Raw genomic sequence first — 24,826 nt, 5'->3', positions numbered from 1 at the left:
ATCCCGCCGCAATCCGTCAACGGCCCTTGGCCTGTTGCAACTTGGCAAATGCCGACGCCATGGCCGACTGTTGCACGGGCTCAGGCGCACGGCGCTGGGGTTGTGCATAGCCCCGGCCAGCCCCCTCAAAGCGGTTGTCGCGGGGTGCACCCCGGTCGCCGCCCTGGCGCGGTGGCGCGTCGCCCAGCTTCATCGACAGGCCGATGCGCTTGCGCTCCACGTCCACCTCCATGACCTTGACCTTGACGATGTCGCCGGTCTTGACCACTTCGCGCGCATCGTTCACAAACTTGTGCGCCAGCTGGCTCACATGCACCAGACCATCCTGGTGCACGCCCAGGTCGATGAAGGCGCCAAACTGGGCCACGTTGCTCACCGTGCCTTCCAGGATCATGCCTTCCTTCAGGTCCTTGATGTCTTCCACGCCATCGTTGAAGCGCGCCACCTTGAAGTCCGGACGCGGGTCGCGGCCGGGCTTTTCCAGCTCGGCCAGGATGTCCTTGACGGTGATCACACCGAATTTTTCGTTGGCAAACAGCTCTGGCTTCAAAGTCTTGAGCATGTCGGCGCGGCCCATGATCTCGGCCACGGGCTTGCCCGTCTTCTCCATGATCTGCTCGACCACGGGGTAGGTCTCGGGGTGCACGCCGGTCATGTCGAGGGGGTTGTCGCCCCCCCGGATGCGCAAGAAGCCCGCGCTCTGCTCAAAGGTCTTGGCGCCCAGGCCCGCCACGTCCATGAGCTGCTTGCGGCTCTTGAACGCGCCATTGGCCTCACGCCAGCGCACCACCGCCTTGGCCACGCTGCCCGACAGGCCCGAGACACGGCTGAGCAAAGGCACGCTGGCCGTGTTCAGGTCCACACCCACGGAGTTCACGCAGTCTTCCACCACCGTGCCCAACGTGCGCGCCAGCTCGCTCTGGTTCACGTCGTGCTGGTACTGGCCCACGCCAATGCTCTTGGGGTCGATCTTGACCAGCTCGGCCAGCGGGTCCTGCAGGCGCCGCGCGATGCTGGCAGCGCCGCGCAGGCTCACGTCCACATCGGGCATCTCTTGCGAGGCGTATTCGCTGGCGCTGTAGACCGAAGCACCGGCCTCGCTCACCACCACCTTTTCAATCACGCGGTCCACCTTGGCCGCCAGCTTGATCAGGTCGGCAGCCAGCTTGTCAGTCTCGCGGCTGGCCGTGCCGTTGCCAATCGCAATCAGGTTCACGCCGTGCTTCTCGGCCAGCTTGGCCAGGGTATGCAGCGAGCCCTCCCAATCGCGGCGCGGCTCATGCGGGTAGACAGTCGCGGTTTCCACCAGCTTGCCCGTGGCATCCACCACGGCCACCTTCACACCGGTGCGGATGCCCGGGTCCAGGCCCATCACCACACGCGGCCCCGCCGGCGCGGCCAGCAGCAGGTCGCGCAGGTTGTCGGCAAACACCTTGATCGCCACCTTTTCAGCGTCGTCGCGCAGGCGGGCGAACAGGTCGCGCTCGGTTGAAAGGCTGAGCTTCACGCGCCAGGTCCAGGCCACACACTTGCGGATCAGGTCATCGGCTTTGCGGCCCTGGTGGCTCCAGCCCAGGTGCAGGGCAATCTTGCCTTCGGCCATGCTGGGCTTGCCGGGTTCGGGCTCCACGGGCAGCACCAGCTTGGCCTCCAGAATCTCCAGGCCCCGGCCCCGGAACACCGCCAGCGCGCGGTGCGAAGGCACGCGGCCGATGGGTTCGTCGTATTCAAAGTAGTCGCGGAACTTGGAGACCTCGGGGTCGTTCTCGTTCTTGGACTCGACCTTCTTGCTGCGCAGCAGCCCCTCGGCCCACAGCCATTCGCGCAGGTTTTGCACCAGTGCCGGGTCTTCGGCCCAGCGTTCGGAAAGGATGTCGCGCACGCCGTCCAGCACTGCGGGCACGGTCGAAAAGTCCGCACCGGTCTTGCCATCGTCCAGCACCTCGGGCGGCTTCGTGAAGGCGGCAGCCTCCACGGCAGGGTCCAGCGTGGGGTCGGCAAAGAGCTTGTCAGCCAGCGGCTCGATGCCGAACTCGCGGGCCATCTGGCCCTTGGTGCGGCGCTTTTGCTTGAACGGCAGGTAGATGTCTTCCAGCTCCTGCTTCGTTGGAGCTGCGGCAATGGCAGCACGCAGCGCATCGGTCAGCTTGCCCTGCTCGTCAATGCTCTTGAGCACCGCAGCGCGGCGGTCGTCCAGCTCGCGCAGGTAAGACAGGCGGGCTTCCAGCTCGCGCAGCTGGATATCGTCCAGCCCACCGGTGACTTCCTTGCGGTAGCGCGCGATAAAGGGCACCGTGGCGCCCCCGTCCAGCAGCTCCACCGCTGCGCGCACCTGCTGTTCACTAACCCTGATTTCTGCGGCCAACTGCCGGATGATCTGCTGCATGTGTGGGCAAACTCTCTGAGACTCGGTCAAACAAACGAACAAAAACGCGAAGCGCGGGAGTTTGCCACAGGCACTATTGGTAACAACCCGTGGGAACAACCGGCCTTGCCATGAGGGCGGGGTGGGCTGTCTAGAATGCTCCAGCCTCCAAGACCGCCCCTTCATGCAGCCCCTGCCCTTCCCCATCCGCACAGAATGCCCGCCCGGTGCCTGTGTCTGCGACCGGGATGCCCTGCTGCAATCCCCCGATGCCGTGCTGGAGGCACGCATCCTGCAGCTCACCCAGGCTGAAGAAAAGAAGTTGCTGCAGCGGCTGGAGAACATCACCAGCCTGAGCGACCTGCGGCGTTTGCAGGAGCGCATGGAGCAGCAGCTGGGCCTGCGCCTGACCATTGCCCCCAGCCCCAACGAGGTGCGCACCCTGCGCGGCATCACCATCCTGGTCCACGAGCAGCGCGGGCTGTGCCGCAAGACGCGCCAGGCCATCCCAGCCGCCATCAAGAAGGGCATGGACCAGCGGCCGGAGATCACGTACGAGCTGCTGAATGAGGGCGGGTTGTTCTCGGGGTTGTGACCCCGCGCATTCGCCTCTTCGCCCACCCGCCCTGCCCGCCGCATGCAAGACGACCTGTTCGGCAGCCCCGAAGCCCCGACACCTCCTGTGCCTTCGCGGCATTCCACCCGGCCGACCAAAGCCGATGCGCCCGAAGCCGCAGAACACGCCGCGCCGCCTGCCCCGCGCAAGCGCTCCAGCCAGGTAACCGCCATGGCGCACGACGATGCGCTCACCGCCCTGGCCGCCGCCTTGCCCCGGCAGTTGCGCCTGGGCACCTCCAGCTGGACCTACCCCGGCTGGAAAGGCCTGGTGTGGGAGGGCGAACATTCCGACACGCAACTGTCCAAGCAAGGCCTGGCGGTATATGCCCAGCACCCACTGATGCGCACCGTGAGCATTGACCGCAGCTTTTACCGGCCGCTCACCGTGAGCCAGTACGAAAGCTACGCCTCGCAGGTGCCCGACGACTTCCGGTTTGTGGTGAAGGCACCAAGTGTGGTGACCGACGCCCTGGTGCGCAGCGAAGACGGCCGGGGCCGCCAGCCCAACCCGGCGTTTTTGAGCCCCGAACTGGCCCGCAGCGAGTGTGTGGAACCTGCCCTGCAAGGCCTGGGGCACAAGCTGGGTGCGCTGGTGTTCCAGCTCAGCCCGCTGCCGATGGCGCAGCTGGACCGCCTGCCGCTGCTGCTGGAGCGTCTGCGCACCATGCTGCTCGCCCTGCCAGCCCTCGCGCCCACGGCGCCCGATGGGGTGATTGCGGTGGAAGTGCGTGACCCCGAATGGCTGACCCCCGATTTTGCCGCCGTGCTGCGCGAAGCCGGTGCCACCTACTGCCTGGGCCTGCACGCCAAGATGCCGCCGCTGCAGGCCCAGCTGCCCATGCTGCGCGCGCTGTGGCCAAGCCCCCTGGTGTGCCGCTGGAACCTGAACCCGGTGCATGGCCCCTATGGCTATGAAGAGGCGGAGCGCCTGTACGCCCCCTACGACCGCCTGCACCACCCCGACCTGCCCACCCGCTCGGAGCTGGCCAGCGTGATTACGGGCATCACGCGCCGGGGGCAGAACGCTTTTGTGACCATCAGCAACCATGCTGAGGGCTGCGCGCCGCTGACGGTGCGCGGTGTGGCCGACGAAGTGGCTGCGGTGCTGGCGGCAGCGCCACGCTAACTGCATACCGGCCGCAGAGGCGTCCAAGCCTTTGAGCATGGGCACAGGGGGCACGGTGGCAAGACCCATGCCGTATGCATCCTCGGAAAGCGGGAAGATCACATATTCATAGCTGCCAGAGCTTATCTATGAAGCGCCAGGGCCGATTTTCGTCCATATTTTTAGAACAGTACGCATGGTATGTGTTCACCAGCGCGCGCCCAAAAAAGCCGAGCTGCACGGCGCAGGCGTCGGGCCGCAGGGGCTGACGTGAACAAACGACCAAATGGCCTTGAGCAGAGCCATCGCATCCCCTCAGGCCAACCACAGGGCCCTGCACCGTCACACGATTGCCCGGTGGCTTTTTGGGATGGGCTTGCCAAATTGCATCGAGACCTCAGGCATTCGCGCCGATAGGTACCTAACCTGAATGTCGCCGAACAACACCTACCAGAGTTGGTAGTTACGAACTCTTGACAGGAATTTTCTAATTGGCACCGACTTCAGCGCGTGCGCCACAGCACCGGGTATTTTTGCAAATGATACTTACTGCGACCGATGAGATGGTTTTCACCACGGGTAATGTAATAGATGTTCCCATTGATCAACAGCAGTTTCCAGACAATACTAATCACCGGGAGGAATTTTGAAAAATAAATCCACAAAATGGCTGTGGGTCGTGTTATTTGCTACAGCAAATATCGGACATGCACAAGAGGCGATTCCAGATTTTTACAAAGAACCGGGGATTCAGCCCAACAGAGCATTTGTCAATCAGAGCCAAAATGAAAATATTGACCCGTTTACTGGTGCACTCCAGCGGCACTATATCGACCTTAGAATTCCTGGCAACGGTGGAATGGATTTAACCATCGTCCGTTCTTACAACAGCAGCAGTGTAGATCCTGCCAATCCAACACAACCCCGAACGAGCATTGGCTTGGGGTGGACCCTGCATTTTGGTCGCATTCTGAAGTCTCGCAATTCATACCCTTGCCTGAATCAGAACCTTGAGTCCGTTTCAGACAACCCCATCCTGGAACTCCCGGATGGCAGTCGGCAGTTGCTTACCTTCACTGGCCAAAGCTCTCCATTGATGCTTACCACGCAACGATGGAAGGCCATGTGCAGCACCAGCGGGACAGGCTTGGTTATTACCTCACCCGACGGGATGATTTATGACATGACCCAAGCATTGGGACCGGGATCGACCGCCAATCCAATGTATGAATGGCACACCAAAAAAATCACAGATCGCAATGGAAACTACATCACCATTAGCTATGCATCAGCTTCCAGTTCAGAAATTCGAAGTATTACTACTAATGATGGAAGGTCCGCTTCCTTTACATACATTGACTCAGGAAAAACAACTGCTCGAATTAGCAGCATAACCAGCGCCGGCCAAACCTACGATTACTCGTACAAACCCTCGGGCATCGCAGGCGTCTATCAACTAAGCACCGTCACCAGGCCTGATAACAACAGCTGGGAATATGATTATTCAGAAAACAATGGTGCCACTGCTGGTAGCTATCTCATGCGCTCGGCTACGACACCGCAAGGCGGGACGATCAGCTACACCTACGATTTTGTATTTTTTGACTCGCAGTCCAATCCAGCCAGCAAATCCAATGTCGTGAGCCGCAAGTCAATGAGTACAGGAGGAAGCTGGTCATTCGACTATTCCCCTGGAGGCAATAGCTCTCTGGATACGACTCGAGTCACCTCGCCAGAAGGAACGACAACATACAAGCATGTAGGCCCCAACTATGCTGGCGCTGGAAGCGTCTGGAAGGTTGGTTTGTTGATCCAAAAGCGCATTGGCGATGAACAAACTGAACAATACACCTGGAGTGGACAGAGAATTTCCACAGAAACCTATGTCCGCCCCGGTGCATTTGTGACCAGATTCGATTATCTTGAAACCAATGCACCGTTGCTCACACGCAAAACCATTACTCGCGACGGCGGTAGCTACGATACTGCCTATAGCAATTTCGATAGCTATGGAAACCCACGCGCCATCACCGAATCAGGCACAAGGGGTGGCGACAGAACAACCACCGTCAGCTACTTTACAAATACATCGAAGTGGATCATCAGGCAGCCACAAAACGAAACATCATCAGGCCATACCATTACGCGGGATTTCGATAGCAGCGGCAACATGACCAATGAAACAAAAAATGGTATATCGATCAGCCGAACCTACGATAGCGCCGGCAATGTAAGCAGCGCCACCTTCCCAAGGTCGCTAACGCATAGTTATTCCAACTACAGCCGTGGTGTTGCACAAAACGAAAGCCAGCCTGAAGGAATTTCGATAACACGAGAAGTTAGCAGCGCTGGCAATGTCACCTCTGAAAGCATTGGGGGTGAAACAACTCGCTATGGATATGACTCCATGAACAGAATCACATCCGTGGACTACCCAGAGGGCAATAACGTCAACATCAGCTACACAAGCCGAAGCCGCACGGCAACACGTGGGTCGCTGACAGAAACGATCAACTACAACTCCTTCGGCAGAGTATTTTCAGTCACCCGGGGGGGTATCAGCACCTCATACTCCACAGATGCACTGGGGCGCACTACATTCATATCCAACCCCGGCAGCAGCTCGGGCACATCGTACTCCTACGATATTTTGGACCGGGTGACTCAAATCCGGAACCCTGATGGAACATCGAAATTCATCAACTATGGATCTGCTTCCAAATCGGTGCGCGATGAAAATGGCAATACCACCATTCACTACTACCGCGCATATGGCGATCCTGACAAAAAATTTCTGATGGCCATCACGACGCCTGATTCCAGCGCGAGCATGGACTATGACCGCAACAGCAAAGACCTCATTACGTCTGCAAAGCAGGCTGGGATAACAAGGCGCTACTCTTATAACAGCAGTGGCTACATGATTTCCGCAACCCATCCAGAAACTGGCACAACAACCTACGGTCGGGATGCAGCGGGCAATATGACATCCAAGAATGTAGGATCTTCAGGCACCACCACGTACAGCTATGACAATCAGAATCGGCTTAGAACCGTCAATTACACAGGCGCCACGCCTTCTGTCACCCACACTTATGATGACAGGCACCGTTTACTGCGGACATTCTCGACAGATGCTACCCGCAGCTTTTCCTACGATGGGAACGGAAATCTTCAGTCTGAAACATTAAATGCCAACGGGATGACCTGGACGGCCAGGTATGGGTACAACGATAACGACCACCTGACTTCCATTACCTATCCACTCTCCGGTGAAATTGTTCGCTACGGCGTGGATGCGCTCGGGCGCCCCACTTCCGTCTCCGGCTATATCACCAGTGTCAGCTATTGGCCATCAGGCCAGGTCAACAGGATTATGTATGCCAATGGCGTCTCTTCGGAGTACAGCCAAAACTCCCGCCTGTGGCCCAGTTCATTTTCTACGGTCCGGTCATCCACCGCCTACAGCCGGTCCTCATTTTCGTACGATGGTGTTGGTAACTTGACCAAAATTTCGGACAGCATCGACGATACTTATGATCGCACCTTGGGATATGACAATCTTGATCGCCTGACCAGCCTGAGAACACCGCAAGGTTCTGGAAGTATTTCCTACGACGGCGCTGGAAATATCACGACGCAGACCATTCCAGGATTGCGGCTTTCCTACCACTACGACAGCAGCAATCTGCTCAGTAGCATGACGGCAACGCCAGGCAACACTGCAAATCACTCATACGACGCCATGGGCAACATCATTGTGCGCGGCCCCCGGACTTTCGAGTACGACAGTGTTCCCAACCTCAAGTGCATCAACTGCTCAAACGCGGCCACCCGGGTGCAGTACGCCTACGACGGTGACCAAAAGCGCACGCAGGTCATCCAGGCAGGCATCACAACGCATGAGTTCCATGGCGCCCACGGCAACCTGCTGGCAGATTACTCCCCTGGCTCCCGCCGACTGGTCCAGTACATCTACCTGAACGGCAAGCGCATCGCCCAGAAGGAGTCCGCACAATGATCTCCACGCTCCACTCCTTCTGGTTGCGTCTTCTGATGCGCCTGGCCCTCCTTCTGGCCTTCGGCGCCTTTGCGGCCAGCGCTGGCGCTCAGACCACCATCACGTTCTTTCACAACGACATCCTGGGCAGCCCCGCCATCGCCACCGATGCCGATGGCGCCGTGGTCTGGAAGGAAAACTACCTGCCCTATGGGCATCGCCTGCAAGCGCCCCCCGCCGGTGCCAACAACAAGCTGTGGTTTGCGGGCAAGCCGTACGACCAGACGAACTGGATTACCTACATGGGGGGGCGCTACTACATCCCTCTGATAGGGCGTTTTACGGGGATTGATCCCCAGGGCATCGTCCCGGAAAACCCGCACAGCTTCAACCGCTATGCGTATGCCAACAACAACCCTTACAAGTATGTGGACCCGGATGGGAGGTCTGCCAGGCTGGCTTGGAAAGTAGGTGTGTCATTGCTTGCGCTTGCAGGGGCCGCCAGCCACCTAACACCTGAGCAGCGAGCGCGGATGGAGCAGGCCGGGGCCTTGCTCCAACAGCGCACGAGTGAATTGCTGGATCGGGCTTCTGGGTTGGTTTTTAATGAGGGGGCAGATAAGCCAGTTGATATCGTAGTACCGGGTGATAAGTATCCGGAGAGTGCTGATCACATCCGTGATGCGCAGAACAATGGACAGCCTGACGTGTTAACGCTTGATCGTGGTGGCGCAAAGGATCGACGCAAGGATGCAATGAGCGGACAGCCGGTTGTACCTGGCAAAGATCGCGATGAATACCCTCCAGCATTGACTGCCGAAGGCGGTCGCGGTGCGAGCGTCCGCCCAGTGTCACCCTCAGATAATCGTGGAGCAGGCGCTTGCATAGGAGCCCAATGCCGGGGACTACCAGATGGTACGCGGATCAGAATTATCCCAGGATCTTAATGTCAATAATATCTATTGAGAAACTTCTATCAATTTCCACTCCCGCAACTTCAGTTGCGGAAGTGGGAAAAACAGCGTCTCTCGCCGAGCATCGCGGCGAATTACCCGATGAATTAATTCAAATCCTCTCCAAAAAAAATGGCTTCTATGCGTTTGAGGAGGCACTTCATGTCTTCTCCTGGGATGATTCAATTTCGCAAGGCCAGATTCTAGGGCTTCAGGCATGGAATGAAAAGACTCTATGGCGCGATTGGTATCAAGGATTAACTGAAGAACTATTTTTTTTTGCAGAAGACATTTTTGGCGGGCAGTTCGCTCTTAAAGGAAGGGAAGTTGTTTCATTTGATCCAGAGTCGGGTGAAATAGAATTTCTTGCAAAATCAATTGAGGATTGGGCAGCAGAAATTCTATTAAACTATCCTCAGTTGACGGGATATCCCTTAGCGCACTCTTGGCAAATGCTCAATGGGCCAATTGCGCGCGGCAAGCGCCTTTTGCCAAAAATCCCCTTCATCCTTGGTGGAAAGTACGAGGTAAACAATTTATTTGCAGTTGATGCCGTCAAAGGCATGCGGTACCGTGGAGAACTTTGGGAGCAGCTTCGAGACCTCCCGGATGGCGCAAAGGTAAGGCTAAAGGCGCTGCCTCTTCAGTAAGTTTTTGACCTAATACTTATACCGAGATAAGCGTCGCTTATACGCTCCATTAAACGCAGGCACTATGTGGCGGCGGAGGGGACAGCGCACGCGGGTCATTCTGGGAGGCATCACAACGCATGAGTTCCATGGCGCCCACGGCAACCTGCAGGCCGACTACTCCCCTGGCTCCCGCAGGCTGGTTCATTACATCTACCTGAACGGCAAGTGCACGCCCAGAAGGAGCCCGCACAATGATCACTTCACAGCGGAGAAGTGCTCCTCTATTCATAGCTTCTAGCGCTTATCTATCAAGCGGTAGAGGCACTTTTTATTCAAATTTTTCTACAAGCGCTTGCGGCACGGACTAGGCATGCACCATCGCCCCGCGCCTGCCGCCCAGCGTGATCCACGCCAGCGCCACGCCCACCAGCGCCCCGGTGGCCATGCCGACTACCATGGGCAAGGGCTTGCCGGTGGCAAACAGGCCGACCACGCCCATGGCCAAGGCGCCCGTCAGCATCTGCAGTGTGCCCAGCAGGGCAGATGCCGTGCCGGCGATGGCGCCGTGTTTCTCCAGCGCCAGCACCGAGGTGGTGGGGATGACCAGCCCCATGAGCGCGCTGGCTACAAAGTACAAACCGATCAGCACGGCCAGGTCATCGCCGCCCAGCAGGTAGTACAGCAGCAACGACGCCATGACCGCGCCCGAGGCCGTGGCCGCCGCCTTCACCACCCGCACCATGCCAAAGCGCTCACCCAGCGTGGCGGTGAACTGGGAGGCGCCGATGAACGCCGCCGCGTTAACCCCAAAGGCCAGGCTGTACTGCGTGGGCGTCAGCCCGTAGTGGTTGATGAGCACAAACGGCGAGCCCGCAAGGTACACAAAAAACCCGGCCATGGCACAGCCGCCAATGAACACCAGGCCCAGGTAGTGCCAGTCGCGCAGCAGCAGCGCGTAGGCGCGCAGGGCGCCGCCCAGGCTGCTTTCCACGCGGTCGGACGCGGGGCGTGTCTCCTGCAGGCTGCCGTACACCAGCGCCAGCCCTGCTACGGCGGCAACAGCCACCACCCAGAAGACGCCGCGCCAGCCCGTGAGCGCAATCACCCCGCTGCCCGCCAGCGGCGCCAGGATGGGCGACACGCTGAACACCAGGATCAGCAGCGACATCAGCCGCGCTGCATCGGTGCCCGTGTGCAGGTCGCGCACCACGGCACGCGGTATGGCCATGCCCGCCGCCGCGCCCAGGCCCTGTAAAAAGCGCAGGGCCACCAGGGTTTCGATGTCACTGGCCAGCGCACACCCCACGCTGGCCACCGTGAACAGGCCCAGGCCAAAGTACAGCGGCGGCTTGCGCCCCACCATATCGGAGATAGGGCCGTAGAACAGCTGGCCAGCCCCCAGCGCCAGGAAAAACGCCGTCAGGCTCCACTGCACAGCGCCCACCGACGCCCCCAGGCTGGCGCCAATGTCGGGCAGCGCGGGCAGGTACATGTCGATGGCAAAGGGGCCGATGGCCGAGAGCAGACCCAGGATGAGGGCCATTTTGAGGAAGCGGGAAAAATGCATAGCCGCCCATTGTCACCATTTCGGTGCACACCACTCGGGTAAACCCTGAATGAACGGCCAACAGCGCTACCTGCGCACGGCAGGTACTGCGCCCACCCTTCAGTCCGGAGCCAGCTCGATGCGGTTGCGCCCGGCCTGCTTGGCGCGGTACATGGCGCGGTCGGCGCGGCGCACCAGTTCTTCGGGGGCCTGGTCACGCTGGGGCACAAGGCTGGCCACGCCAAAGCTGACGGTCACGATGCCAAAGGGTGCCCCCTCATGCGGCAAGGCCAGCGCCTGGATGGCCTGCTGGATCTGGCGGGCCACTTCCATGGCAGCCTGCTCATCCGACGCCGTCAGCAGCACCACAAACTCCTCGCCACCAAAACGCGCCGCCAGATCACCCTCGCGGCGCCCGCCGGTTTGCGCCAGGGTCAGGGCCAGAGCCTGCAGGCAGGCATCGCCCGCCAGGTGACCATAGTGGTCGTTGAAGTGCTTGAACACGTCCACGTCCAGCATGATCAGCGAGAGCGGCGTCTGCGCCCGCTGGGCGCGGGCCCATTCGTGCGCCAGGGTCTGGTCAAAATGGCGGCGGTTGGCAATGCCGGTGAGCCCATCGGTGTTGCTGATCAGTTGCAGCCGCTGGTTGGCCTGCGCCAGGGCTTGGGTGCGCTCTTCCACCAGCGCCTCCAGCTCCAGGTTGCGCTGCTGCAGGCGGCCTACCGGGTACACCTCGCCGTCACGCGCCAGGCCGTAGGGGATGGAAATGCTGCTGTGGGCAATCTTCCAGTCGCCCTCCTCATGGCGAAACACCAGCACCAGTCGCGCGGTCTCGCGGGCAAACAGTGCGTCAGGAATGGGCAGCCGGATGTGGAAAAACGCCGTGACGGCCACCACGTCATCGCTCAGTTCCTGGGGGAAGAGGTCCACCACGTCAATGCCGATGCGGCCGGGCACCTGGGCAAAGTCCTGCAAGGTGACGTCAACCCAATCGCTACGGCTCTTGACCAGCTGGTCGCTGCTGCCCGCAAAGCCGCTGAAGTTGTCACTAAAACGGGTGACCAGCCTTGCGTCCCGTGCGGCATACATCTCGATGTATTCGTCGAACAGCAGGCGAATCAGCCGTTGGCGTTCTGGGGACATGGGAGGGATTCCTTGCCTGAGACTTCAAAAATTCACGGACAGCCAGCGAAGCTGCCACAGCAGCCAAGAGCCCGGAGGCGATCTCCCAAGGGTCGCGCAGCAAGGGCAAAAACAGTTGCTTCAAACGGTATAACTGAATGTAACACTCGCAACACGCCACCACTGCCCCTCCTGAGACAAGCTGCAACAGGCCGCCTTCACCGGCCCGTCCTCGGCCAGATATGTGCGGTGACAGACAGTGACACCGGCAGCAACCCTGCAGACTTTGTGGCAACAGGGAGTCTGTCTGCGCTGGCAATAGCGCACGTGCGCCCTGACCACACGCCGTAAGGCAAATCAAATCTCCTTCCTTGAGGTGAAGGCACAACAGGGCTCGGCATATGGGTACCAACCAAAGATCATTTCTGTGGGGCAAAGCCCTCACCACGTCCTGGCCAACCACCGTGCAACTGCGGCGCTGGAACCAGGTGTTCCGGGCGATACGTGCGGAGTGGTTCCACCGCGCAGCACCGCATGCGAAAGTCCTCCTTCCCCGCACCACCCACACCCCCTATCCCAAGCCCGGCGCCGATGTCAGCTTGCCAGAGTGCGTTGCGGCCCTTGAGGAAATGCGCCAGGCCCTCCAGCGCGAAACCGCCCAGCGGCAAGCGCTGGAACGCGCCTTCCGCGGAACCCGCAAGGCACTCATTCAGGCCGAGGCCGATCTGGCCTGCGTGCGTGGGGGTGAGCGCCACGCGCGCCACCAAGCCCTGCATGATGAGCTGACAACCCTGCCCAACCGCCGCCACCTGATGCAGCAACTGGGCCAGGCCCTTGCCCAGCGCGGGCCTGAAGACCTTGGGCCAACGGTGATCTACATTGACCTCGACCACTTCAAGACCGTGAACGACACCCATGGACACGGCGTGGGGGACGAGGTGCTGCGCATTACCGCAGCACGGCTGAGTGCAGCAGTGCGCCACGGCGACCTGGTGGTGCGCCTTGGGGGCGACGAATTTGTCTGCCTGCTACAAGGCGTGGCCGACGCTGCGCCGCTGCGCCAGCTGTGCGCCAAGTTGCTGGAGGCCGTGTCCCGCCCCATGAAGGTCGCCGACCTGCAACTGCTGGTGTGCCCCAGCATTGGCGTAGCCATGTGCCCCCAGCATGGCTCGGCGGCCAAAGACCTGATGGCATGCGCCGATGCGGCGATGTATGCGGCCAAGCGCGAACAGCGCGGATTCGCGTTCTACGGCGAAGCCGCGTGATCCCGCAGGTGCCTTCCTCACAAAGTAAAACATTCCCATGAGTACGGTTACGAACAGACGGATGCAGCGTGCCATGGGACAGTGCAAACAACGGCCACCACCATGGTGACAACCTTTCCAAAGGACTTTTGCATGCGACATCCCACACCCTGTAAGCTTTCCAGGGCCCTTCTGGGGGCGTTGGCGGTGATGTCGCTGCAAGGCTGCAAGCGCATCGAGCTTGTCACCGACTGGACGCTTGCCGCCCCCTCCCCCACCGCCTACCTGGAAGACAGCGTGCTGACGTCTCGCGTCCGCGCCGCACTCATCCTGTCGCCGGTGGTAAACAGCTTCAACATCGGCGTCGAATCGCACCAGGGGGTGGTGCTGCTCAGCGGCATGGCGGCAGACCCCACGCAGATCGACCTTGCTGTGTTTGTGGCGCAAACCGTGCCCGGTGTGAGTTCGGTGGACAGCTTCATGTTCTCTACAGGCGTGGCCCCCAACCCGACCCTCGGCAAGAGCTACGTTCCCGACTCAGACACGTTGCGCAACCAGCGCAGTTTGGGCAATTTCTCACACCCTGAATCCGCCGGGCAGGATGGGACGCCGCCAGCACCGTCCCCCGTTGGGATGGCATTGAGCCATCCCCTGGCTCTGGAAACCGGGCTGCCTGCCGACACTGAACGCAAGCAGAGCGGCTGGGTCCACCTGGCCCACCGCGTGCTGGGCATTCGCAGCATTCAAGAAGAACTGTTGATCAAGCAGTAGGCGCGGCCCCTTGCCCGGAACGGGGCACAACCGTGCGGGCGCTGCGCTCTCAGAGCCTCCTGAGGTCTTCTGGATGGTCAGACTTTGGCCTTCATCAATCGCTGATAGATCTGCTTGTCTGCGGCGTAGCAGCTGCAGGCCTCGGCCTCCAACGCCTTGCGGTCGAGCACCGTGAGTTCGCCCCGGTGGTAGACGATCAACCCGCTGTCCTGAAAATGGCTGGCCGCCTCGGTCACGCCCACGCGGCGCACGCCCAGCATCAGGGCCATGAATTCCTGGGTGACGTGAAAACACTCTGAATGTGAGCGGTCCTGCATCATCAGCAGCCAGCGCGCCAGGCGCGGCGCAATCTGGTGGTAGCGCTGGCATGCCGCCGCCAGCGTCTGCTGGTGCAGGCGCGTCAGCAGGCAGGCCTGGAGCAAGGCCTCCAGTTCGGGAATCGCGTCGATCTGCGTGCGCAGTTGTTGGGCGCCGATGCGCCAGCTGGACCCGGCCCCCTGCACCAGCGCCCGCCAAGGTGTGGCCGCCAGCCCCAGAATCAGCTCCGCCCCCAGCATCGCCTCTCCCCCGACCATGCCAACTTCGAGCGGGGGGTGGCTGTCCACATCGATCACCAGGGACAGGAAACCTTCAATGGGAAAGTGGGCATGCTGCAGCGGCTTGCCCCGCACGCTCAGCTCTGCGGAAAGCACCAGTTCGAACGGTTCGCAGTGGTCCAACAACTGCTGGCGCGCGGCAGGGCGCAACTTGAGAAGAAGGGCATTTTCGGGGCGGTGCATCGGGGGGCGTCTCACAGGTCGGTCCGCGCCGCTCAAAGAAGCGGCATCATGACAACCGCACGGGGGCTTGCCCAGCGCAGGTCTGCGGCCAGTGTGGGCGTCACTTTGCCGCGCGACTGTCTGCCAGCGCACACAGCACGCCTGCCCCGCCCGACCCGGCACCACTTCGAAAACGCGCTAGCTGGCAACGCCCGTGGGCAGCAACCGGTCGTACTCCTTCTTGACGACCTCGTAGCACTCGCAGGTGCGTGCTTCCAGGCCCGGGCGATCCAGCACATTGATATGACCCCGGGCATAGCTGATCAGCCCCGCACGCTGCAGCTTGAGGGCCGCTTCCGTCACGCCCTCGCGCCGTACACCCAGCATGTTGGCGATCAGTTCCTGCGTCATCACCAGCTGGTTGCTTTGCAGGCGGTCCAGGCTCAGCAGCAGCCAGCGGCACAGCTGCTGGTCCAGCGAATGGTGGCGGTTGCACACGGCGGTCTGCGCCATCTGGGTAATGAGTGCCTGGGTGTAGCGCAACAGCAGGTGCATGACCGGCCCGGAGCGGGCAAACTCTTGCTTCATGGCGTCGGCGCGCATGCGGTAACCCGAACCCGCGCTTTGCACTACAGCCCGGCTCGGGGTAGAACCGCCACCCATGAAGATGGAGATGCCCACCAGGCCCTCAAAGCCCACTACCGCAATCTCCGCCGAGGCACCATCCTCCAGCACGTACAGCAGAGACACGATGGCGTTGGTGGGGAAATACACGAATGGCATGGCTGCACCGGATTCGTACAGCACCTGCCCCAAAGGCAGCTCCACCGACTCCAGCTGCGGCAGCCAACGCTGCAACTCCACCTTCGGCAAAGCGGCCAGCAATTGATTCTGGAGGGGGGAGTTGGATCGTTTGATGGCAGCACCTTGTGGAACGCGGGGCGCACCACCCTCGCGGTTGTGCCTGCCCCGCTGGGCAAGCAGCCAGTTTGTGGGGCCACGCCCTTCGGGTCTGTACGGTATCGCACATACACACATTTACCAAATGGCGCCCATCCCAAGGTACTACACAGCGCCAGAAACCGTGTCGGCATGTACCGAGAGGGGAATCACACAACACAGGTCCAAAGGCAGATCGACCCAGCGGAGCCGCTCTCCCACCTGGAGCCAGCGTGCGCCAGATGGGGCACCGTCCGGCAACGCGGCAGGCTCCGCTCCTGGGGCCATCCGCACCAGGATGAACCGCAGCGTGCGCCCACCGCGCACCAGCGTCAACTCTGCGCCCGGCCAGTGCGATGGCAGGCATGGGGTGAAGAACAGCTCCTGCGCGCCCATCTGCAACCCCACGATGGACTCCACCGCCGCCCGGTGCAGCCAGCCCGCCGCGCCGGTGTACCAGCTCCAGCCGCCGCGCCCCACATAGGGTGGCTGGCTGTAGATGTCGGCCGCCATCACATAGGGCTCCACGGCGTACCCCGGCCCCCACACCGGGTGCTGGGCCCGGTGCGCCGGGCTCAGGTAAGTGAAGTAACGGTAAGGCACATCGAACGCACCGGGGTGCTCAGGCTCCTGCAGGGCCAGTTCTGCGGCGGCCATCAGCGCCCACACGCCGCCATGGGCATATTGCCCCCCGTTCTCGCGCACGCCGGGCGGGTAGGCCTGGATGTAGCCCGCGCTGGGTGATGCATGGCGCAGCGGGGGCGCCAGCAGCTGGATCAAGCCTGCTGCGGGGTTGACCAGATGCTCCTCGACCGCGTCCATCGCATGGCGCTGCCGCGCAGGCCTTGCTGCGCCAGAGAGCACTGCCCAGGCCTGGGCGATGAGGTCAATGCGGCCCTCGTCCCGCGTGTGGCAGCCCAGTGCCGTGCCATCGTCAAAAAAGGCGCGCTGGTACCAATCACCGTCCCACGCCTGGTTTTCCAATGCGGCGCGCCAGCCGGTCAGGGCAGCGTCCCACCGCTGCACGCGATCCAGATCGCCCCGATCGCGGGCGATCGGAATCCAGTCGGTGACGATGGCGCACAGGAACCACGCCAGCCACACCGATTCGCCGCGCCCACCGTCGCCCACGCGGTTCATGCCGTCGTTCCAGTCGCCGCCGCCCATCAGCGGCAGGCCGTGTGCGCCGGTGCGCAGGCTGCGGTCGATGGTGCGGGCGGCATGCTCGTACACACTGGCCGTGGTGGTGCTGGCGCTGGGCGATTCGTAGATGTCTTCCGCCCCTTCGGGGATCGCAGAACCTTCAAGGAACGCCACCTGCTCCTCCAGCAAGCTGTGGTCTGCAGTGCGTTCCAGGTAATGCGCGCAGGCAAAGGGCAGCCAAAGCAGGTCGTCCGAGAAATGCGTGCGCACCCCGGCCCCGCCCGGCGTGTGCCACCAATGCTGCACATCGCCCGCTTCAAACTGGCGCGATGCGCACAGCACGATCTGTGCGCGCAAGGTACCCGGCTGTGCCCAGGCAAGAGCCATGGCATCCTGCAACTGGTCGCGGTAGCCCGTGGCACCGCCCGCCTGGTAAAAGCCCGCTTTGGCAAACAAGCGTGAAGACACCGTCTGGTACAGCAGCCAGCGGTTGACCAGCACGTCGAACAGCGGATCGGGCGTGTCCACCTGCGTTGCGCCCAGCAGCAGATTCCACTGGTCGACGGTCGCCTTCTCCCGCGTGCGGGCCGCCACGGCCATGGCCTCGGCGCCCAGGGTGCGTGCCTCAACCTCGGTGGGGGCGTAGCCCATCAGGTACACGCGCTCGAACACCGCCCCGGCCCGCAAGGTCACCAAACGCGACAGGGCTGCACAGGGGTCCATCCCAAACCCGCTGCGCTGCCCCAGCTGCAGGGGCACCACCAGATTGCCCTGCGCATCGAAGAACTCGCGGCGGTCGCAAGTCCAGTCCAGGCTGTCGTTGGCACGGTCGTCCGTGCCCGGCCCAGCCGAGGCTTCGCAGAAAAAGGCCGTGCCCCCGCCCAAGCCTGCGGCCGCCTCGGTCTGCGTGCACAGCAGGCCCAGCAAGCGGCCATCGGGCAGTGGTGCAAAACACGGGGCGGTGGCCAGCGTGGCACGGTCGCCGCGTTTTTCGCCCATCATCCACTCCACCATGCCCACCAGGCGCAAGTGCTCGCGCCGGTTGCCCAGGTTGCGCACCTGCACAAACACCTGCTTGATGGCGGTGACGGGGTCCACACACCAGCGCACCTCCACATCCAGCGCGCCTCTGCGGTGGCGGATGGTGGTGGTGCCCTGGGCGTGCTCCACGCGGTACGCCACATCGGCCGCACCCCAGGCCGAGGGCGTCAGGCCCCACACCTCGCGCGTGCGGCGGTCTTGCAGCAGCAGCCATTCGGCGGGCGGGTCGGCCACCGGGTCGTTGGACCATGCGGTGAGCTGGTTCAGGCGGCTGTTGAGCGCCCAGGTGTTGCCCGCGCCAGTTTCCGACACCATGGCCCCCAACTGGGCATTGGCCAGCACATTGACCCAAGGTTTGGCAGGCCGCAGCGCGGCCGACACATCAAACCCAAAGGTGCCGGTCACCGGCGCAAAACCGCCCACCGGCGCGGGCGCCCGCGTGCTGCCCTGGTGCGTGGGCACTTCGTCCGTGGCGCCGCCGCGCCAGGGGCTGGCCATCGAGACGCCATGGGCTCCTACCCAAGCCTTCACCTGGTGCACGAGCGCATGGCCGTCGGCCTGCAGGGTGATGCGGGCCAGGCTCACCAAGGTGCCCAGCTGCGCAGCCGACAGCTCATCCAGCCGTAGCACCCGCAGGCTGGTCACCGCCGGGCCGGTGTGTGTGGCCAGATCGGCATCGTGGTGCTCGCGCAGCAGCGTCAGCTCCCGCTGCAGGGGCATGTGGTACGAGTGCGATTCACTGCTGAGCACCACCAGGTCGCAGGCCACACCGCCATGCGCCCATTCGCGCAGCGCCTGGGCCAGCGTGCGCAGCAAGCCCATGCCCTGGGGCGATCCGGCCATCACCAGCACGATGGGCCGGTCGCCTGAGAGGCCCAGTTGCCACAACGTGCGCCGGTCACACACGGGGTGGGCGGCCTGGGCCTCGGTCAGCACGCCCAGGTAGGGGGTGTGGACCTTGGGCAGCGTGAACACCAGCGCCGTGGTCAGTGCCTGCAGCGCGGGCAGGTAGTCGCGGTGCGGGCGGTGCGACGCCCACTGGATGCTGGCCAGCGTGGCCGACATGGCCGAAGCGCGCTCCAGATAGGTGGGCTGGCGGTACTTGTCGATGATGGCCAGCAGCGTGGCCGGGTCTTGCGATGCCGCCGTGGCAAAAGTGACGCAGGCCTGCGCACCGGGCGCAATGCGCAGCATCACGCCCAGCGCCGCCACAGGGTCCAGGCCCGTGTCCAGCGATGCAGGCACTTCAGGCACGCGGCTGAGCAAAGCCAACGGCTGGCCGGGCGTATGGTTGCGCCCCAGCCAGAGCTGCCGGTCGGTCTGGCAACGCAGGCCCAGCACCTGCCCTTGGGTATCTGCGACAAAGTGGGCGGCTTGCAGGGTGGTCTCGGTCTGCAGGCGGGGCGTTCGGATGAACCTCAGCGCCTGCTGTGCGGGCAGCCAGTCGGCCGCGACGAAAAGGTTGGAGAACGCGGGGTGCGCCTCGTCGGCCGCGTGGGTGGCCAGGGTGATGTCCAGGGCCGAAATCAGCTCCAGCTCGATCACCTCATCACCCAGGTTGCTCACCACCACCTTGCGCAGTTCAATGTCGTCTTCCGGGCTCACCCACACGGTGGTGTGCACGCGCAGCCCCGGCCACAGTGCGTCAAAACACACGCGGTCGGTGTGGAAGATGCTGCCATACACCGCACGCGCATCGGGCGCGGGGTGGCTGGTGACGGACGCGGGCACGCTGGAGCCCATCTGCCGCACATACAGAAAGCTGCCATGTGCATCCCGCAGCGCATCGTCGCGCCAGCGGGTGATGCCCGTCTGGTGCCAGCGGCTCCACCCTGCCCCGTTGGCGCGCAGGGTAACGCTGTAGCGCCCGTTGCCCAGCAGGTGTGTGGGCTCCAAGACCTGGGCGCCCGGGGTGACGGGGCGCACATGGTCGGGTGTTTTTTGTTGGCGCGCATGCAGCGGCAGGCGCGGCGGTGTGGCCTGCAAGGTGGGCAGCTCGCGCGGGGCGCGCTCCTGCAGCAGCGGCAGCACGGCTTCGATGCGGGCATGCGCCGTGCCCCAGCGCTGCGCAACGCCACCGAGCAGCACGTTGGCCAGCGCCACGATGGTCATGCCCTGGTGGTGGGCCATGTAGGTGCTGACCAGCGTGAGCCGTTCGCCATGGGTCTGGCGTTCGGGCGTGAAGTCCAGCGCCTCGTAAAAGCCGTAGCGCCCCCGCGCCGACAGTGCGGCCAGCGTGCGGAAGTTGGCGCAGGCTGCACGGGCATCCACCTGGGTGGCCAGCGCCGTGGCATAGGGGGCAATCACCAGCTCGCCCACGGGCGTGCGGCGCAAGGCCAGGCGGGGCACGCCCTGCGGAGCGTACTGGTAGGCCAGCGTGTGGTCGCGCCCGGCGTAGGCGCATTCTGAAATGCCCCAGGGCATGTCTTTGCCCAAGGCCAGCACCAGCGCCATATGCTCACGCAGGGCGGACCGCCCTGCCTCGCCCAGGGCGCTGTGATACGGCTCGTCCATGACCAGCGTGGGCATCAGGTACTCGAACATCGAGCCTGACCACGAGCGCAGCACCGCATGGTGGCCGCTGGCAAAGAACGGCCGCCCCAGGGCCGCCCAGTGCTTGACGGGCAAGTCGCCCTTGGCGACGGCCAGCAGGCTGGTAGTGCGCGACTCGGACGCGAGCAAGTCGTAGAACGAGGTGTCCAGCTGCTGCTCGTCCACCCGGTAGCCAATGTGCAACAGGTGCCGGCGGGGGTGGTACAGAAACCGGAAGTCGGCCTGCCAGGCCAGGGCGTCCAGCGCATCGGCCAAGGCCGTGAGGCGCCGCGTGGCATCGGGCGCGCCGCCACTGTGCGCGGCATGCTGGTCGCGGTCCACCGACTGCAGTGTGGCCAGGTGGTCGGCCAGCAGCCACAGCAGTTCGTCCTGCGCCGTGGGCGGGCTGTGCACGATGGCCGGGTGGCGTGGCTGGGCCATGCTGCGCAGTTCGTCCTGCGCCTGCGCCAGCAGCGCGCGAAACGCCGTGGCCTCCGGCTGGTGCGCCGGGTCCGGCAGACGCATTCCCAGCAGACGGCTCAAGGCGGACGAGGGCTGCATCCCACGCAAGCCCGGGTGGTGGACGCCCAGCCGGGGCTGCAGTCGAGCCAGCGAGGTGCGGATGGCCTGCGCACCCGCCAGCGGTGACAGTGGCTGCGCCGCCAGCGCGCTGCAGGCCTGCGCCACGGCAACCAGGTGCGCGCAGAGATTGCCGCTGTCCACCGTGGACACATAGCGCGGGTGCAGGGGCTGCAGGGTTTCGGTGTCGTACCAGTTCAGGAAGTGGCCCCGGTGCCGCTCCATGGCTTGCAGGGTCACGAGGGTGGCTTCGAGCCGGTCGAGCAGCTCCAGCGTGCCGATCCAGCCGAACTGGCGCGCACAGCTGGCGCTCAGCAGGTACAGCCCGATGTTGGTGGGCGAGGTACGGTGCGCCACCATTTCATACGGGGCGGTCTGGAGGTTGTCGGGCGGCAGATGGTGGTTGTGGGCATCCACACAGCGCTCGAACAAACGCCAGGTGTCGCGCGCCACGCCGTGCAGCAGGTCCTGGTCTTGTGCCGACAGTGTTGGGTTGCCCAGGCCAGACGGAACGCGGTTGGCCAGCCACACCAGCAGCGGCGACAGCGCCCACAGCGCCAGCAGCGGCCCCACCAAGGCCCAGGGTGCCTGGGTTCCACCGGCCCACAGCGCCACGCCGCAGCCCAGCGCCAGCAAGGGTGCCGCCTTGTGTCTGCGCAGCGTGGCGCCCAGGCCTGTGATCAGGGTGTTCTGCGCAGCCTCGGCCGTGGTCCACTCCAGCAGATGCCAGCGGCTCACGGCCTGCCGGTGCACGGTGCGTACCACGGCATCGCCCAGCAGCAGCGCCTGCTGCGGCAGCAGGGCCAAGTGCCACACACCACTGGCCAGGGCCCTCAACAGGTCGCCCGATGCTTCGTGCACAAAACGCATGCCGACCAGCCCAAAACGGCTGGGCACCCAGCCCGCCAGTGCCCCCATCAAGGGCGCAGCCGCATAGGCCGCAACCACCAGCGCCAGCGTGCTGGCCAAGGGGAGGCCCAGGCCCGCCAGGGCCAGCACCACCAGCATCAGCGATGCGGGCGCCACGAGCGAGCGGCGCAGGTTGTCCAGCAGCTTCCAGCGGTTGACCGGTGAGAGGCTCCAGCGGCGGGCCTGGGCCAGAAAGGGCCACAGCTGCCAGTCGCCCCGCGTCCAGCGGTGCAGGCGGGCGGCGGCGGTGTCACTGTGTTCGGGCTCCGCCTCCACCAGCGTCACATCGCTGACCACGGCGCAGCGTGCCAGCGCACCTTCGAGCAGGTCGTGGCTCAGCACCTGGTCGGCCGGCAGGCGCCCGCCCAGCACGGCGTGCACCGTGGCCACATGCAGCAGGCCCTTGCCGGTGAAGCTGCCTTCGGCAAAAAAATCCTGGTAGACGTCGGACGTCATGGCGCTGTACGGGTCCAGCCCCTGCTGGCCCGCAAACAGCCATTGCCACAACGAGGTGCTGGCAGAGGTGGGCAGTGGCGCCAGCACCCGGGGCTGCAGGATGCCGTAGCCCTGCACCACGCGCTGGCATGTGGCATCCAGCCGGGGCTGGTTCTCTGGGTGCTCGGCCACCCCCACCAGGCTGCGCAGGCGGCCCGGGGGCAGCTGCGTATCGCTGTCGAGCGTGAGCACATAGCGGGTCTGGGGCGCCAGGTGCGAGAGTTCGCCCAGGTCCAGGAAGGCGCCTTGCCCGCCAGTGGCGAGGGCCGCCACCAGCTGTTCGAGCTTGCCGCGCTTGCGCTCCCAGCCGATCCACTGCTGCTGCGTGGGGCTGTAGGTGCGGGTGCGGTGCAGCAGCAAAAACCGCGGGGCACCGCCCGTGATAGACGGGTGCTGGGCATTCAGGGCCAACATCAAGCCCTCGGCATGGGCCAGCAGCACGCCGTCTTCGGGCAGGTCTTGCACATCGGCATCCACACCGTCGGTCAGCAGCGCAAATTGCGCAAAGGGCTCGGGGTTGGCCAGGTAATGCAGGTGCAGGCGGTGCACCAGCCGGTCGATGGTGCCGGTGCTGCTGAGCAGGGCCGGGATCGCCACCAGCACACGTGCCGATACCGGAATGCCCGCTGGCAGCAGGTAGCGGGGCATGTAGGTCGGCCGGACAGATTCGCCAATGAGCCGGTTGACCACAGCCACAACGATCTCGGACACCGGCAGCAGCAACAAGACGGCGAGCAGCGCCAGGCCCACAAGATGGGCTGCGCTGGTATCGGGCCCCGCCTGCACACCCCACAAGGGCGCCATCAGCCAGGCCAGCAAACCGAGCGAGCCCAGCAGCAAGGCGCCGAGGTACAACGGCACACGCGACAGGCCCACCGCAGACCGCCACAGGGCCACCGCGTCGGTGGCATGTCGGCGCACACCCAGGGCATGCTCCAGCTGGTTGCGCCCGGCGCCTTGCAGCCAATAGCCTGCCAAGGCCTGCGCAGCTCCCGGATGATCTGGAGGCTCGCCGTCGGCACCCGACATCAGCACCAGCAGCGCCTGCGCCACGGCGGCCTCGCCCTGCCCGCTGCGGGCCGACAGGTTTTCGATGCCGTGCAAGGTGGTGTTGCGGGTGGACTCGTCTTCGGCCGCGAACACGGGCGACTGCAGCATGGCGCGCAGCACCAGGCTGGTCTGGCTGATGATGTCGGACCAGTCGGCCGCACCCACCCGCCGCAGTGCCGTGACGGCATTGCCCATGCTCAGCTGGTCGGCGGCCTGGTTGATCTGCTGCTGGGCCTGCAACGCCACCAGGTCAGGCACAGCGGTCAGCAACCACTGCTGTACGAGCGTTGGCGTGCCTGCAGCGGCATGCCCGCCCACCACGCCGCGCCCCATCATCGACTGCGCCAGGTGGGCCAGGAACACCGGTGCCACGCCACGCTGCTCCATGGCTGCGCAGGCGGCATCCAGCGTCAACACGTTCAGGTCCTTGCTGCGGGCGGCGCACAGGCTGGCCAGCTCCTGCGCGGCCTTGTGGCTGGCCAGGCGCTCGGCCAAGCGGCGCAGGTTTTCCACCAGCACCACACGCAGCGTGGTGGGCAACGCCCACAGCTCCCCCTGGCTCAGCTCGCGGGTCTGCTGGTAGGCATTCAGGTAGTGCACCAGCAGCGATTCATCAAACGCGCTGTCGGTATGGGCCACAAACGACCACGCCACACCGTACACACGCGGCAGGCCCACCAGCGGGGCGTCTTTGAGCACCGGCAGCGAGCGGTAGTAACGCGGTGGCAGCCCGGCCCGGATCTCCTTGAGCTGGCTTTCGATCAGGTGGAAGTTGTCAAACAGCCATTCAGCGGCGGGGCTGATGGCATGCTCGTCATGCGGTGCATCGAACAGGTAGCGGTATGCGGCCCGCAGCGCGCGGATGTTGCTCTGCAGGCGTGGGTAAAAGGTGGTGCGGCCAAACGGTGCCTTGCCTGCGTCGTGGGACGCGCCCAGGTGCCGGCCATGCTCTTCGAAGCGGGCCACGCCAAACACTTCGGCCCGCAAGGGGTCCAGCACCAGGCCTGCCCGGGCATCGAGCATG

General features: G+C 63.6%; 13 protein-coding genes. 7 read left to right on the top strand and 6 right to left on the bottom strand.

All coding sequences use genetic code 11. The annotated features are described in order from the left end of the window. Window positions 1-16: 16 nt before the first annotated feature. On the bottom strand, window positions 17-2,386 hold the full coding sequence (locus tag ACSQ22_RS00870) for a Tex family protein (RefSeq protein WP_055393981.1): 2,370 nt from the start codon (window positions 2,384-2,386) through the stop codon (window positions 17-19). 163 nt (window positions 2,387-2,549) lie between these two features. On the opposite strand from ACSQ22_RS00870, the gene ACSQ22_RS00865 reads away from it, so the two are divergent. The 5 genes from ACSQ22_RS00865 (at window position 2,550) to ACSQ22_RS00845 (ending at window position 9,691) form a co-directional block, all read left to right on the top strand. Beyond that, on the top strand, window positions 2,550-2,960 hold the full coding sequence (locus ACSQ22_RS00865; protein WP_121420358.1) for a hypothetical protein: 411 nt from the start codon (window positions 2,550-2,552) through the stop codon (window positions 2,958-2,960). Window positions 2,961-3,002: 42 nt separating this feature from the next. After that, a complete protein-coding gene (locus ACSQ22_RS00860) occupies window positions 3,003-4,109 on the top strand; it encodes a DUF72 domain-containing protein (RefSeq protein WP_436129121.1) in 1,107 nt (368 codons plus the stop codon). 625 nt (window positions 4,110-4,734) lie between these two features. Next, on the top strand, window positions 4,735-8,109 hold the full coding sequence (locus ACSQ22_RS00855) for a hypothetical protein (RefSeq protein WP_436129120.1): 3,375 nt from the start codon (window positions 4,735-4,737) through the stop codon (window positions 8,107-8,109). Beyond that, window positions 8,106-9,035: an RHS repeat-associated core domain-containing protein gene (locus tag ACSQ22_RS00850; RefSeq protein ID WP_436129119.1), complete on the top strand. Its 930-nt coding sequence runs from the start codon at window positions 8,106-8,108 to the stop codon at window positions 9,033-9,035. The genes ACSQ22_RS00855 and ACSQ22_RS00850 overlap by 4 nt, the downstream gene beginning before the upstream one ends. Further along, the gene (locus tag ACSQ22_RS00845) at window positions 9,035-9,691 is read left to right on the top strand and encodes an SMI1/KNR4 family protein (RefSeq protein ID WP_436129118.1); all 657 of its coding nucleotides are present in this window, start codon (window positions 9,035-9,037) and stop codon (window positions 9,689-9,691) included. The genes ACSQ22_RS00850 and ACSQ22_RS00845 overlap by 1 nt, the downstream gene beginning before the upstream one ends. Window positions 9,692-10,037: 346 nt before the next feature. On the opposite strand, the gene ACSQ22_RS00840 is transcribed toward ACSQ22_RS00845, so the two are convergent. After that, on the bottom strand, window positions 10,038-11,240 hold the full coding sequence (locus tag ACSQ22_RS00840; protein ID WP_228898373.1) for a multidrug effflux MFS transporter: 1,203 nt from the start codon (window positions 11,238-11,240) through the stop codon (window positions 10,038-10,040). Window positions 11,241-11,339: 99 nt separating this feature from the next. Beyond that, window positions 11,340-12,362, bottom strand: a complete 1,023-nt coding sequence (locus ACSQ22_RS00835) for a GGDEF domain-containing protein (protein WP_436129117.1) — start codon at window positions 12,360-12,362, stop codon at window positions 11,340-11,342. Between the two features lie 380 nt (window positions 12,363-12,742). On the opposite strand from ACSQ22_RS00835, the gene ACSQ22_RS00830 reads away from it, so the two are divergent. After that, the gene (locus tag ACSQ22_RS00830) at window positions 12,743-13,606 is read left to right on the top strand and encodes a diguanylate cyclase domain-containing protein (protein WP_436129116.1); all 864 of its coding nucleotides are present in this window, start codon (window positions 12,743-12,745) and stop codon (window positions 13,604-13,606) included. Window positions 13,607-13,738: 132 nt separating this feature from the next. Continuing rightward, window positions 13,739-14,356 (top strand): BON domain-containing protein, encoded by a 618-nt coding sequence (locus tag ACSQ22_RS00825; protein ID WP_436129115.1) that lies wholly within the window; start codon window positions 13,739-13,741, stop codon window positions 14,354-14,356. Window positions 14,357-14,433: 77 nt separating this feature from the next. On the opposite strand, the gene ACSQ22_RS00820 is transcribed toward ACSQ22_RS00825, so the two are convergent. From ACSQ22_RS00820 to ACSQ22_RS00810, 3 genes are all read right to left on the bottom strand, one after another. Further along, complete coding sequence (locus ACSQ22_RS00820; protein ID WP_121506161.1) at window positions 14,434-15,135, bottom strand: Crp/Fnr family transcriptional regulator; 702 nt, start codon at window positions 15,133-15,135, stop codon at window positions 14,434-14,436. Between the two features lie 177 nt (window positions 15,136-15,312). Beyond that, the gene (locus tag ACSQ22_RS00815) at window positions 15,313-15,987 is read right to left on the bottom strand and encodes a Crp/Fnr family transcriptional regulator (protein ID WP_055394229.1); all 675 of its coding nucleotides are present in this window, start codon (window positions 15,985-15,987) and stop codon (window positions 15,313-15,315) included. A gap of 192 nt (window positions 15,988-16,179) precedes the next feature. Then, window positions 16,180-24,825: a GH36-type glycosyl hydrolase domain-containing protein gene (locus ACSQ22_RS00810; protein ID WP_436129333.1), complete on the bottom strand. Its 8,646-nt coding sequence runs from the start codon at window positions 24,823-24,825 to the stop codon at window positions 16,180-16,182. Window position 24,826: the final 1 nt, after the last annotated feature.

Origin of the sequence: Acidovorax sp. LjRoot38, from assembly GCF_964252975.1 — a bacterium.
GTDB classification, from domain to species: Bacteria; Pseudomonadota; Gammaproteobacteria; order Burkholderiales; family Burkholderiaceae_C; genus Acidovorax; species Acidovorax facilis.
Note: the sequence above shows the minus strand (reverse complement) of the source record. Positions and strands in the feature narration are given on the sequence as shown.